At 69.5% G+C, this 13,296-nt stretch carries 9 protein-coding genes; 6 read left to right on the top strand and 3 right to left on the bottom strand.

The features are described 5' to 3' along the window. Window positions 1-734 precede the first annotated feature (734 nt). Both ELQ39_RS06680 and ELQ39_RS06675 read right to left on the bottom strand, forming a co-directional pair. On the bottom strand, window positions 735-2,264 hold the full coding sequence (locus ELQ39_RS06680; RefSeq protein WP_006135941.1) for a helix-turn-helix domain-containing protein: 1,530 nt from the start codon (window positions 2,262-2,264) through the stop codon (window positions 735-737). Window positions 2,265-2,353: 89 nt separating this feature from the next. After that, entirely contained in the window at window positions 2,354-2,557 is a 204-nt protein-coding gene (locus tag ELQ39_RS06675; protein ID WP_190001207.1) for a DUF4236 domain-containing protein, read from the bottom strand. 510 nt (window positions 2,558-3,067) lie between these two features. On the opposite strand from ELQ39_RS06675, the gene acnA reads away from it, so the two are divergent. After that, the gene (gene acnA / locus ELQ39_RS06670) at window positions 3,068-5,791 is read left to right on the top strand and encodes an aconitate hydratase AcnA (protein WP_337662992.1); all 2,724 of its coding nucleotides are present in this window, start codon (window positions 3,068-3,070) and stop codon (window positions 5,789-5,791) included. A 475-nt stretch (window positions 5,792-6,266) separates the two neighbouring features. Here the strand turns inward: acnA and ELQ39_RS06665 are convergent, their stop codons facing one another. Next, the gene (locus tag ELQ39_RS06665) at window positions 6,267-7,259 is read right to left on the bottom strand and encodes an acetylxylan esterase (RefSeq protein WP_242591346.1); all 993 of its coding nucleotides are present in this window, start codon (window positions 7,257-7,259) and stop codon (window positions 6,267-6,269) included. A 254-nt stretch (window positions 7,260-7,513) separates the two neighbouring features. Between ELQ39_RS06665 and ELQ39_RS06660 the strand changes: the two genes are divergently transcribed. From ELQ39_RS06660 to ELQ39_RS06640, 5 genes are read left to right on the top strand one after another with little or no spacing between them, the layout of a single operon-like run. Beyond that, window positions 7,514-8,509, top strand: coding sequence for an ABC transporter permease (locus tag ELQ39_RS06660; RefSeq protein WP_242591345.1), 996 nt, complete (start codon window positions 7,514-7,516; stop codon window positions 8,507-8,509). Continuing rightward, the gene (locus ELQ39_RS06655) at window positions 8,503-9,384 is read left to right on the top strand and encodes an ABC transporter permease subunit (RefSeq protein ID WP_190001211.1); all 882 of its coding nucleotides are present in this window, start codon (window positions 8,503-8,505) and stop codon (window positions 9,382-9,384) included. Before ELQ39_RS06660 ends, ELQ39_RS06655 begins: the two co-directional genes overlap by 7 nt. 59 nt (window positions 9,385-9,443) lie before the next feature. Further along, window positions 9,444-11,102 carry an ABC transporter substrate-binding protein gene (locus ELQ39_RS06650; protein WP_225640294.1) on the top strand — a complete coding sequence of 553 codons (1,659 nt, stop codon included), beginning with the start codon at window positions 9,444-9,446 and terminating at the stop codon, window positions 11,100-11,102. Continuing rightward, complete coding sequence (locus ELQ39_RS06645) at window positions 11,099-12,616, top strand: GH39 family glycosyl hydrolase (RefSeq protein WP_242591344.1); 1,518 nt, start codon at window positions 11,099-11,101, stop codon at window positions 12,614-12,616. Before ELQ39_RS06650 ends, ELQ39_RS06645 begins: the two co-directional genes overlap by 4 nt. Further along, window positions 12,613-13,296, top strand: coding sequence for a hypothetical protein (locus tag ELQ39_RS06640; RefSeq protein ID WP_242591343.1), 684 nt, complete (start codon window positions 12,613-12,615; stop codon window positions 13,294-13,296). Before ELQ39_RS06645 ends, ELQ39_RS06640 begins: the two co-directional genes overlap by 4 nt.

Here is a 13,296-nt window from a genome sequence, read left to right as displayed (position 1 = left end):
GATGACATCGTGTGACGGCGTGTGATGCTACCCATGGGATTCCTCTTCTGTGTTCGCGCTGGCGCTGAAGTGCGGAAGGCGGCGATCAGTGGAGGTGTACGGGCGGGCGACGCGTGCTGGTGGACCACGGTCCGGAGTCCAGCCGTGTCGGGGCGGCTCCTGACCGACGCTGGGACCGATGTGAGCGATCGTCTCTTGGGACGTCCCACCGGCCCGCCTGACGATTGTTCGATATATCGTTCAACGTTCGCCGACCTGAACGGAGAGTAGGTTGGGGCTGACGGGGTGTCAATCGCGGGATGTGGCGCCTGTCGGTCACATTTGCCGCGGCTCTGAGGTGACGTTCGAAGAGGTCGCTCTTGAGTGAAGCGTGAGGAGCTACGAAATATTATCGAAATCCGAAGCGGGGGCCGACGATGCGGGAAACAGGTACCGGTTTATCGGCGCTCCCGCAGGGTGTCACTTCCGAAACTCAACGAAATCGATCTGCCCGCTCGCTGTCCGAAACTGTTCCACGCCAGGAAGGGGAGGCTCCGGACCGCTCTGCGGTCGGCTGCGGCGATCAGCTGATCCAGAACGAGGGATTGCGCCTGCCGCCTGCTGCGGCGGCCCACCATACGAAGCCCGGGCCGCCGACACGATCGCCCGGGCCGAGCGCGAGGGCCTTGTCCCACACGGGCTTACATGTTGAGGTGTCGTGCCCCTTGCCTCCAAGAGGCACGACACCACGACGGTCAGATGTCCCGGAAGATCTCGATCTGCGCCCCGATCGAGTTCAGCCGCTCCGCCAGGTCCTCGTAACCGCGGTTGATGACGTACACGTTGCGCAGCACCGACGTCCCTTCCGCCGCCATCATGGCGAGGAGGACGACCACGGCCGGGCGCAGGGCCGGCGGGCACATCATCTCGGCCGCGCGCCAGCGGGTCGGGCCCTCGACCAGGACGCGGTGCGGGTCCAGCAACTGCAGGCGGCCGCCCAGGCGGTTGAGGTCGGTCAGGTAGATCGCGCGGTTGTCGTAGACCCAGTCGTGGATGAGGGTCTTGCCCTGCGCCACCGCCGCGATCGCCGCGAAGAACGGCACGTTGTCGATGTTCAGGCCCGGGAACGGCATCGGGTGGATCTTGTCGATCGGCGCCTCCAGCTTGGAGGGCCGGACGGTCAGGTCCACCAGCCGCGTACGGCCGTTGTCCGCGAAGTACTCCGGCGTGCGGTCGTGGTCGAGGCCCATCTCCTCCAGGACCGCCAGCTCGATCTCCAGGAACTCGATCGGCACCCGGCGGACCGTCAGCTCCGACTCCGTCACCACCGCGGCAGCCACCAGGCTCATCGCCTCGACCGGGTCCTCGGAGGGGGAGTAGTCCACGTCCACGTCGATCTTCGGCACACCGTGCACGGTCAGCGTCGTCGTGCCGATGCCGTCGACCTTGACGCCCAGCGCCTCCAGGAAGAAGCACAGGTCCTGGACCATGTAGTTGGAGGACGCGTTGCGGATGACGGTCGTGCCGTCGTGCCGCGCCGCGGCCAGCAGCGCGTTCTCGGTGACCGTGTCCCCGCGCTCGGTCAGCACGATGGGACGGTCCGGGGCGACGGCGCGGTCGACCACCGCGTGGTACTGGCCCTCCGTCGCCGCGATGTCCAGGCCGAACCGGCGCAGCGCGATCATGTGCGGCTCCACCGTGCGCGTGCCGAGGTCGCACCCGCCGGCGTACGGCAGCATGAAGCGGTCCATGCGGTGCAGCAGCGGGCCGAGGAACATGATGATCGAGCGGGTGCGGCGGGCCGCCTCCGCGTCGATCGCCGCGAGGTCCAGCTCGGCGGGCGGCACGATCTCCAGGTCGACGCCGTCGTTGATCCAGCGGGTGCGCACGCCGATGGAGTTCAGCACCTCCAGGAGGCGGTACACCTCCTCGATGCGGGCGACGCGGCGCAGCACCGTGCGGCCGCTGTTGAGCAGCGACGCGCACAGCAGTGCCACGCACGCGTTCTTGCTCGTCTTCACGTCGATGGCGCCGGAGAGCCGGCGGCCGCCCACCACACGCAGATGCATCGGACCGGCGTAGCCGAGGGAGACGATCTCACTGTCCAGCGCCTCGCCGATGCGGGCGATCATCTCAAGGCTGATGTTCTGGTTGCCGCGCTCGATCCGGTTGACGGCGCTCTGACTGGTGCCCAGAGCCTCCGCGAGCTGGGTTTGTGTCCAGCCGCGGTGCTGCCTGGCGTCACGGATGAGCTTGCCGATGCGTACGAGGTAGTCGTCTGCCATGAGGTTGAGGCTATCTCAGATATGAGATGGCACCTCTTGGGGGGTCCGTTCGGGTGACAGTCGGGTGATGTGACGTCAATGCGCCCCGGCTATCCGCTGGTCCGGCTGCTGCGGGTGGTGCGCCGCCACCCGAAAGGTCCGGGCAAATCCATCGATGTCGTACGACGTCCGGTACTGCTCCGCGTGTGCCGGGGTCCGTTCTTCCCGCCGGTGGTGATGGACCACGACTTCTTGTTGATGTTCAGCCGCACTCCCGGAAGGATCCGGAAACTCTTACGGAACGTGAGGGGCATCCTCGCCTCCCTGGTCGGGCCCGTTCGGGCCTGCCGTGACTGACTGTGTCTCAGTCGGATACCCCGGTCCGCGGCCGTCATGGCAGCCGCCGGCGGCCGTCACGGCCGTCATGGCGCCCGTCAGCCGTCACGGCCGCCCGTCCTCGTCGGCCGTCACGGCCGCCCGTCCTCGTCGGCCGTCACGGCCGCCCGTCCTCGTCGGCCGGCACGGCGCCGCCGGCCGTGTCAGCCGTGGCGCCGAGCCGCCCGCGGCGGGAGGGTGGGGGAAGCGAAGGAAGGGAAGGGCGAAGGCGTGCCCGAGAGGGCACGGGAAGGGCGCACCGGAACCCGGGCATGACCATTCCGCGCCCGTGTACTAGAGTTATCTCGACATCGAGATATCTGCCGAGGCGCACCGCGGTCGCCACGCGAGTTAGGCCTACCTAACTTAGCCTGACCTCACCGGAACGGCCAAGCCGGCGTGGCGGCACGATTGACGGTGGTACGCGCACATCAATGAAGGAGACTGTCGTGTCGGCGAACAGCTTCGACGCCCGCAGCACGCTGCAGGTGGGCGACGAGTCGTACGAGATCTTCCGGCTGGACAAGGTCGAGGGCTCCGCGCGCCTTCCCTACAGCCTGAAGGTGCTGCTGGAGAACCTCCTCCGCACCGAGGACGGCGCGAACATCACCGCCGACCACATCCGCGCCCTGGGCGGCTGGGACTCCCAGGCGCAGCCGTCGCAGGAGATCCAGTTCACGCCGGCCCGCGTGATCATGCAGGACTTCACCGGCGTGCCCTGTGTCGTCGACCTCGCCACGATGCGTGAGGCCGTGAAGGAGCTCGGCGGCGACCCGGCCAAGATCAACCCGCTGGCCCCGGCCGAGCTGGTCATCGACCACTCCGTCATCGCCGACAAGTTCGGCACCAACGACGCCTTCAAGCAGAACGTCGACCTGGAGTACGGCCGCAACAAGGAGCGCTACCAGTTCCTGCGCTGGGGCCAGACCGCGTTCGACGAGTTCAAGGTCGTCCCGCCCGGCACCGGCATCGTCCACCAGGTGAACATCGAGCACCTGGCCCGCGTCGTCATGATCCGTGACGGCAAGGCGTACCCCGACACCCTGGTCGGCACCGACTCGCACACCACGATGGTCAACGGCCTCGGCGTCCTCGGCTGGGGCGTCGGCGGCATCGAGGCCGAGGCGGCCATGCTCGGCCAGCCGGTCTCCATGCTGATCCCGCGCGTCGTCGGCTTCAAGCTCACCGGTGAGCTGCAGCCCGGCACCACCGCCACCGACCTGGTGCTCACCATCACCGAGATGCTGCGCAAGCACGGCGTCGTCGGCAAGTTCGTCGAGTTCTACGGCGAGGGTGTGGCCGCCACGAGCCTCGCCAACCGCGCGACCATCGGCAACATGTCCCCGGAGTTCGGCTCCACCGCGGCGATCTTCCCGATCGACGACGAGACCCTGAGCTACCTCCGTCTGACCGGCCGCTCCGAGCAGCAGGTCGCCCTGGTCGAGGCGTACGCCAAGGAGCAGGGCCTCTGGCTGGACCCGACGGCCGAGCCGGACTTCTCCGAGAAGCTCGAGCTGGACCTGGCCACGGTCGTCCCGTCCATCGCCGGCCCGAAGCGCCCGCAGGACCGCATCGTCCTCGCCGACGCCAAGGCCCAGTTCGCCCAGGACGTACGCAACTACGTCAAGGACGGCGGCGACGTCGACGAGGCCAGCAAGGAGTCCTTCCCGGCCTCCGACGCCCCGGCCATCTCCAACGGCGCCCCCTCCCACCCGGTCGAGGTCACCGCCCCCGACGGCACGACCTACACCCTGGACCACGGCGCGGTGACGGTCGCGGCCATCACCTCCTGCACCAACACCTCCAACCCGTACGTCATGGTCGCCGCCGCGCTGGTGGCCAAGAAGGCGGTGGAGAAGGGCCTGACCCGCAAGCCGTGGGTGAAGACCACCCTCGCCCCGGGCTCCAAGGTCGTCACCGACTACTTCGAGAAGGCGGGCCTGACCCCCTACCTCGACAAGGTCGGCTTCAACCTGGTCGGTTACGGCTGCACCACCTGCATCGGCAACTCCGGCCCGCTGCCGGAGGAGGTCTCCAAGGCCGTCAACGAGCACGACCTGGCCGTCACCTCGGTGCTGTCCGGCAACCGCAACTTCGAGGGCCGGATCAACCCCGACGTCAAGATGAACTACTTGGCGTCCCCGCCGCTGGTCGTCGCCTACGCGATCGCCGGTTCCATGAAGGTGGACATCACCCGCGAGGCCCTCGGCTACGACCAGGACAACAACCCGGTCTTCCTGAAGGACATCTGGCCCTCCGAGGCCGAGGTCAACGACGTCGTGGCCAACGCCATCGGCGAGGACATGTTCTCCAAGTCCTACGCCGACGTCTTCGCCGGCGACGCCCAGTGGCAGGCGCTGCCCGTTCCGACCGGCGACACCTTCGAGTGGGACAGCGAGTCCACCTACGTCCGCAAGCCCCCGTACTTCGAGGGCATGCAGATGGAGCCGGCCCCGGTCGAGGACATCACCGGCGCCCGCGTGCTGGCCAAGCTGGGCGACTCGGTCACCACCGACCACATCTCCCCGGCCGGCGCCATCAAGGCCGACACCCCGGCAGGCAAGTACCTCACGGAGCACGGCATCGAGCGCCGTGACTTCAACAGCTACGGCTCCCGTCGCGGCAACCACGAGGTCATGATCCGCGGCACTTTCGCCAACATCCGCCTGCGCAACCAGATCGCGCCGGGCACCGAGGGCGGCTACACCCGCGACTTCACGCAGGACGGCGGCCCGGTCTCCTTCATCTACGACGCCTCGCAGAACTACCAGAAGGCCGGCATCCCGCTGGTCGTCCTGGCCGGCAAGGAGTACGGCTCCGGTTCCTCCCGTGACTGGGCCGCCAAGGGCACCGCGCTCCTCGGCGTCAAGGCCGTCATCGCCGAGTCGTACGAGCGCATCCACCGCTCGAACCTCATCGGCATGGGCGTTCTGCCGCTGCAGTTCCCCGAGGGCCACACCGCCGAGTCCCTCGGCCTGACCGGCGAGGAGACCTTCTCCGTCTCCGGCGTCACCGCGCTCAACGAGGGCACCACCCCGCGCACGGTGAAGGTCACCACCGACACCGGTGTCGAGTTCGACGCGGTCGTCCGCATCGACACCCCCGGTGAGGCCGACTACTACCGCAACGGCGGCATCCTGCAGTACGTGCTGCGCAGCCTGATCCGCAAGTAAGCGGCTCGATCCGCGAGCAAGCGGCAGGCAGGGCGGACCGAGGGCCGCATCCCCGCGCGGGGATGCGGCCCTCGGGCGTCCCCGGGCCGCGCCGGCGTCCGCGGCCGATACGTGCGGTAACCGTTTACATCCCCGCCCCCCGGCGCTACCGTCCCTGTCACGGACGAGGTGGGAGCGCTCCCATGAGCGTGGCGGACCGGAACCCGTCGCCGGAGCGCCGCCACCTCGTCCGCCCCCACAGTCGCGGACGGGAGTGTCATGATCACGTCACCGAGCGACCCCGGCGCGAGGACGGCCCGGCACAGGGGCGACAGGGTTCTGTTCGTCGTCCTCGTCTGTGTCCTGGCCGCGGTGCCGGCGGCCGGCCTGGCTCTGACCTCGGGCGCCGTGACCCACACCCGCCCGGACACGCTGCCACGCTCCGAACTGCGCGCCGTGCTCTGCCGCGCGGGCCCGCTCACGGCCCCCGGGGCACTCACGCGCCCAGCACCGCGCGCAGCCATCCCAGTTGCCGCCGGACATGCACCGCGTCCCCGCCCTCATGCCCGTTGAACGGGTACGCGTGCAGCACCTTCTCCTCCTGGCCGCCCGTCAGCTCCGCATACCGGTTGTACGCCGCGTACGCCCCGCTCGGCGGGCACACCGTGTCGCGCAGGCCCACGCCGAAGTGGGCGGGCGCCTGGGCGCGACGGGCGAAGGAGATGCCCTCGACGTAGGACAGGGTGCGGTGGACCGCCTCCTCCGCGTCCCGGTGCACGGCGAGATACGCGCTGATCTCGCCGTACGGGGAGGCGTCCGTGAGGTCCAGAGCACGGCGGATCCCGCACAGGAAGGGCGCGGTGACCAGGACCGCCGCGAGGTCCGGCACCAGTCCCGCGACCGCCAGCGCGACGCCCCCGCCCTGGCTGTTGCCGACCGCCGCGACCCGGGAGGCGTCCACACCCGGCAGCGTGCGCACCGCCTCCACCGCGCGCACCGCGTCGGTGATCAGCCGGCGGTAGTGGTGGTCGCGCGGGTCGAGCAGTCCCCGCGTGGCCGGTCCGGGGCCGCCGGGCGCGCCGGCGTGCGGGTCGGGGGTGTCCCCGCCGCACCCGTACTGGTCGCCCTGGCCCCGGTTGTCCATCAGCAGGTGTGCGTACCCGGCGTTGACCCAGGTGAGCCGCTCGTGGGGGAGGCCCCGCCCGCGCCCGTACCCGGTGAACTCCACCACGGCCGGGAGGGGTTCGCCCACCCCGGCCGGGCGGCTGAACCACCCCCGCACCGGATCGCCCGCGAACCCGCGGAACGCCACGTCCCATGTCTGGATGAGCCGCAGCCCGTTGTCCACCGGGTCGGCGGAGACCAGCGCGTCGCCCGCGCCGGCCGCCTCCTCGAGCGTGCGCTTCCAGAAGTCGTCGAAGTCCGCGGGCTCGGCGACGTCCGGACGGTAGCGCTCCAGGTCGGCAGGGGGCAGGTCGAAGGCGGGCACGCGGCACCTCGCAGGCTCGGACGGCCGGCGCCCCCGATCGTTGCGGGCGGACCGCAGGAAATTTCGGGGACGGTAACAGATCATGGCCGGGTTCCACAGCGGTTCGTTCCGGACTTCCGTGCGGCCGTGTCGGAGACAAAAGTCGTGCGCACACCACCCATTGACACCGCTTACTACGACTCATAAGTTGCCGCGAAGTTATCGGCAGGCGCTCGAAAGTTTCGGTTCTGTGTCAGGCACGGGAGGCCCGGGCAATGAGCAGCTCCACCACGTCCGCTCCACCTCCGGGCACCCAGGAGCCGCCGCCCGCGCCCCCGCCCCGCGGGCGCCCCCGGTCGTCCTCGGCCACCACCAACTGGCGGCGCGCGCTGCGCAGGGACTGGCAGCTCTACTCGCTGGCCGTGCTGCCGCTGCTGTTCTTCCTGGTGTTCCGCTATCTGCCGATGATCGGCAACGTGATCGCGTTCCGCCGCTTCGAACCGGGCGGGTCGATCCTCGGCGAGTACTGGGCGGGCCTGCGCTACGTCGAGATGTTCCTGTCCGACCCGACGTTCTGGCAGGTCTTCCGCAACACCCTGTGGATCGGCGGGCTGACGCTCGTCTTCTGCTTCCCCGTCCCCCTCGTGCTCGCCCTGCTGCTCAACGAGGTCCGCCGCAGGTCGTTGAAACGACTCGTGCAGTCGGTGTCGTACCTGCCGCACTTCCTGTCCGTCGTGATCGTCGCCGGCATCACGATGCAGATGCTCGCCACGGACGGCCCGGTCAACCATGTCCTCGGCTGGTTCGGGCACGACCCGATCCGCTTCATCCAGGAGCCCGACTGGTTCCGCACCGTCTACGTCGGATCCGAGATCTGGCAGACCGCCGGCTGGGGCACGATCCTCTACCTCGCCGCGCTCACCACCATCGACGAGGACCTGTACGAGGCCGCCCGGATCGACGGCGCGAACCGCTGGCGGCAGATCTGGCACGTCACCCTGCCCGGCATCCGCCCCACCATGATCACGCTGCTGATCCTCAACATCGGCACGTTCCTGGCCGTCGGTTTCGAGAAGGTCCTGTTGCTCTACAACCCGCTGACATATCCCACCGCCGACGTGATCTCCACGTACCTCTACCGCACCGGTGTGGAGTCCAACAGCTTCAGTTACGCCGCCGCCATCGGCCTGTTCGAGGCGGTCATCGGCCTGGTGCTGATCACCTCCGCCAACCAGCTGTCGCGCCGCACGGTGGGGACGAGCCTGTGGTGAGCACGATCCGCCCCTCCCGGGGGTACCGCGTCTTCCAGGGCGTCAACGGCGTGATCCTCACCCTGGTCGTGCTGATCACGCTGTACCCGTTCGTCAACATCGTCGCCCGCTCGTTCAGCGGCGAGAAGGAGATCCGCGCCGGTGACGTGACGCTGTGGCCCAAGGGCTTCAACCTCACCACCTACGAGATCGTCTTCTCCGACTCGATGTTCTGGCGGAACTACGGCAACACCGTCCTCTACACGGTCGTCGCCACCGCCGTCGCCATGGTGCTCACCACCTGCTACGCCTACGTCCTGTCCAAGCACCACCTCAGGGGCCGCGGGGCGCTGGTCGGGATCGCCGTGTTCACCATGTTCTTCACCGGCGGCCTCATCCCCAACTACGTCCTGATCACCAGCCTCGGGCTGAAGAACAGCGTGTGGGCCATCGCCCTGCCGAACGCGATCAGCGTCTTCAACCTGCTGGTGATGAAGGCCTTCTTCGAGAGTCTGCCGTCGGAGCTGGAGGAGGCAGCGCAGATCGACGGCCTCAGCACCTACGGCATCCTGCTGCGGATCGTGCTGCCGCTGTCCAAGGCGGTCGTCGCGACCATGGTGCTGTTCTACTCGGTGTCCTTCTGGAACTCCTGGTTCTCGGCGTTCCTCTACATGGACCGCACCGAGCTGATGCCGGTCACGGTGTATCTGCGCAACCTCCTCGCCGGCGCCACCGGAGGCACCGCCGCCGGCGCGGGCACCGAAAGCCTCACCCAGGTCAACGCCAACATCCAGGCGGTGACGATCGTGCTCACCTCGCTGCCGATCCTCTGTGTGTACCCGTTCGTGCAGCGCTACTTCGTCTCCGGCGTGATGCTCGGCGCGGTCAAGGGCTGACGGCCGCCGGCGCTCCACCCATCCCCCCTTCAGGCAACCCCCACGTCACAGGAGTCCCCGTGAAGAACGACGGACAGCTCTCCCGGCGCCGGATGCTCGCCGCAGCGGGCTTCATCGGCCTCACAGCCCTCACCGGCTGCGGCAGCGGCGGCGACGGCGAGGACACCAAGGACCTGTCGAAGAAGCGCACGGGCGCCATGAAGAACTATCGCGCCGGACAGCAGTTCAAGGCCACCGAGCCGCTCACCTTCACCGTCCTGCACAACGACAACCCGGTCTACCCGATGAAGGAGAGCTGGCTGTTCTGGAAGGAACTCACCCGGCGCACCGGCGTCACCCTGGACGCCACCCCGGTCCCGCTCAGCGACTACGAGAAGAAGCGCAGCCTTCTCATCGGCGCGGGCGACGCCCCCCTGCTCATCCCCAAGACCTACCCGGGCGCGGAGACCGCCTTCGTCTCCTCCGGCGCGATCCTGCCGGTCAGCGAGTACATCGACCTGATGCCCAACTTCCAGGAGAAGGTCAGGAGATGGAACCTCCGGCCGGAGATCGACTCGCTGCGCCAGTCCGACGGCCGCTACTACCTGCTCCCCGGCCTTCACCAGAAGGTGCGCCAGCAGTACTCGCTGTCCTTCCGCACCGACGTCCTGGACAAGCACGGCCTCGCCCTGCCCACCACCTGGGACGAGGTGTACACGACCCTGAAGGCGCTCCGTGAGGAGTACCCGGACCGCTACCCCTTCACCGACCGCTGGAGCACCAACACCCCCTTCCCGGCGGGCGCGTTGTTCCAGTACCTCGGGCAGGCGCACGGCGTCCGCGCCGGCTGGTCGTACCTCAACACCACCTGGGACGCCAAGGCGGAGAAGTTCGTGTTCACCGGCGCCACCGACGCCTTCCGCCAGGTCGTGGAGTACCTGCGCAAGCTGGTCGCGGAGAAGCTGATGGACCCGGAGAGCTTCACCCAGACCGACGAGGAGGCGGTCAGGAAGCTGCTGGGGGAGAAGTCCTTCGCGATCAGCGCCAACGCGCAGGAGCTGGTGCAGAACTACCGCTACAACCTCCAGCGGCAGGTCAAGGGCGCCACCATCGAGATGATCCCGGTGCCGCTCGGTCCGGCGGGACCGGTCGTCATGGGCGGCGGACGCCTGGAGAACGGCATGATGGTCTCCAGCAAGGCGCTGGAGCGGGACGACTTCGTCGCGCTGATGCAGTTCGTGGACTGGCTCTGGTACTCCGACGCCGGCCAGGAGTTCTGCAAGTGGGGCGTGGAGAACACCACGTTCACCCGCTCCGGCGGCACCGGATACCGGCTCGAGCCAGGCATCTCCCTGATGGGCTCCGACCCGGACGCCCCGAAGGACCTGCAGAAGGACTTCGGCTTCTTCAACGGCGTGTTCACCTACGGCGGCAGCTGGGCCCTGGTGTCCTCGTCCTTCAGCCCGGACGAGAAGAAGTTCACCGACGCGATGGCCGCCCGCAAGGAGCTGCCCACCGACCCGCCGCACCCGCTGCGCGCCGAGGAGCAGGAGCAGGCCACCCTCTGGGACACCCCGCTGAAGGACCACGTCACCCAGAACGCCCTGCGCTTCGTCCTCGGCAAGCGTCCCCTGTCCGAGTGGGAGGACTACGTCAAGGAGCTCGAGGCGAAGAACATGGACCGCTACATCGAGCTGCACAACCAGGCGTACGAGCGCTTCCGGAAGGAGAACGCGTGATCCACGTGCCCCTGGAGCCGGCGGGCCGGCTGTCCGACGCCTGGCGCGCCTGCGTCGGCACCGGCCGGCTCGACCTCGCCCTGCGCCGCGACTACCAGGACTCCCTCGCTCTGCTCCAGCGCGACATCGGCTTCCGCCATCTGCGGGGTCACGGCCTGCTCAGCGACGGCATGGGCGTCCACCGCCCCTACGAGTGGCAGGGCGCCCGCCGCACCCACCACTCGTTCACCTACCTCGACCAGGTGTTCGACGCCCTCCTCGCCACCGGCATCCGGCCCTTCCTCGAACTCGGCTTCATGCCCGAGGAGATGGCGTCGGGCACGCAGACGGTGTTCTGGTGGGAGGGCAACGTCACCCCGCCCGCCGACGAGAAGGAGTGGACCCGCCTGGTGCGCGCGGTCCTCACCCACCTGATCGACCGCTACGGCCTCGACGAGGTGCGCACCTGGCCCGTCGAGGTGTGGAACGAGCCGGACCTGCCCCCGTTCTGGCAGGACGCCGACGAGGCGGCCTACCACCGGCTGTACGAGGCGACGGCGCACACCGTGAAGGAGGTGGACGCGGAGCTGGCGGTCGGCGGGCCCGCGCTGTCCCCGGCCGCCGACGGCTGGCTGGAGCGGTTCGCTGAGTTCGCCGAACGCCGTGACGTGCCCGTGGACTTCGTGTCCCGGCACGCCTACGCCTCCGGGCCCGCGCAGAACGTCCCGTTCGGCACCCACCAGACCCTCGCCCCGGCGAGCACCCTCCTCGACCAGTTCGCCCAGCCGCGCACGGCCCTCGCGGGCACCGGCCTGGCCGGACTCCCGGTCCACATCACCGAGTTCAACTCCTCCTACCGGCCCGACAACCTGATCCACGACACCGCGTTCCACGCCGCTTACCTTGCCCCGGTGGTGGCGGCGGGCGGCGACCACGCCGACTCCTTCTCCTACTGGACGTTCAGTGACGTCTTCGAGGAGACCGGCATCCCCACCGCCCTGTTCCACGGCGGCTTCGGCCTGCTCACCCACCGGCAGATCCGCAAGCCGACCTACCACCTGTACGCGTTCATGGCGCGGATGGGGGAGGAGCGACTGGCGCGCGGCGAGGACCACTTGGTGACCCGACACGCCGACGGCCGGCTCACGGTCCTCGCCTGGGCCCCCGTCGACCCCACAGGGCGGACTCCCGGCCCGGACCGGCACACCCTGCGCCTGTCCCTCCCCGTGGCCGGCGAAGGGCGCGGCGAGATGTTCGTACGCCGCTCCACCGTCGACGAGGAGCACGGCAACGCCTACACCGCCTGGCGGCGCATGGGATCCCCGCGCTCCCCGCGCCCCGGACAGCTCGACATGCTGCGCGAGGCCTCCGAGCCCGCCCGCAGCCACTCCCGGCTGCTCGTCGAGGACGGCCGGACGGACCTCACCGTCACCCTGGCCCGCCACGAGGTCACCCTCGTCGAGCTGACCCCGGTGGACGACGAGACCCCGCCCTGGTGGGACGAGCGGCGGCTGCTCGGAGCGGACACGGCATGAGCACCCTACGCGCCGACGCCTTCGGCACCGGCCCGCTGTCCCGGGCCGCCGCCCTGATCCACACGCTCGTCACCGTCGAGGCCCTGCTGCTGCTCACCGCGGCGCCGGGCCTCGCCGGCCTCCTGCTGCTCGCCCCCGACCCCGCCAACCTGCCCCTCGCCGCGCTCTGCCTGCTGCCGCTCGGCCCGTCCGCCGCCGCGGCCCTCTACGCCCTGCACCACCGCAGCGGCGACCTCACCGAACTCCGCCCGTCCCGCGCCTTCCTGCGCGGCTGGCGGCTGGGCGCCGTGCCCGCGCTGAAGCTGTGGGCGCCGCTGCTCGCCTGGCTCACGGTGATCGCGTTCACCCTCACGCACTTCCCGGCCACCGGACTGCCCGGCTGGTGGGCGTTCCTGCTCGCCCTGATCGGCGTGGGAAGCCTGTTGTGGGCCGCGCACGGGCTGGTGCTGACCGCCCTGTTCGCGTTCCGCGCCCGCGACACCGCACGCCTCGCCGCGTACTTCCTGGCGCAGCAGCCGCGGACCACCCTGGGCGCCCTGTCGCTGCTGATCCTCACGGCCGCCGGCACCGCGCTGCTCACGGAGGCGCTGCCCGCCCTGCTCGCCGCGCCGCTGCTGCTGTCACTGCTGCACGCCGGCCGCCCGGTGATCGAGGAGACCCGGGAGCACTTCACGGCCTGA

It is taken from the genome of Streptomyces sp. GB4-14, from assembly GCF_022696125.1.
GTDB lineage: Bacteria > Actinomycetota > Actinomycetes > Streptomycetales > Streptomycetaceae > Streptomyces > Streptomyces werraensis.
This window is presented reverse-complemented; position numbering and strand designations above follow the sequence as displayed.

Excerpts from the sequence above, each read along its gene's own strand:
- ELQ39_RS06660 (WP_242591345.1), top strand. The coding sequence starts at position 7,514 with ATGAGCAGCTCCACCACGTCCGCTCCACCTCCGGGCACCCAGGAGCCG.
- ELQ39_RS06675 (WP_190001207.1), bottom strand. The coding sequence starts at position 2,557 with ATGCCCCTCACGTTCCGTAAGAGTTTCCGGATCCTTCCGGGAGTGCGG.
- ELQ39_RS06640 (WP_242591343.1), top strand. The coding sequence starts at position 12,613 with ATGAGCACCCTACGCGCCGACGCCTTCGGCACCGGCCCGCTGTCCCGG.
- ELQ39_RS06680 (WP_006135941.1), bottom strand. The coding sequence starts at position 2,264 with ATGGCAGACGACTACCTCGTACGCATCGGCAAGCTCATCCGTGACGCC.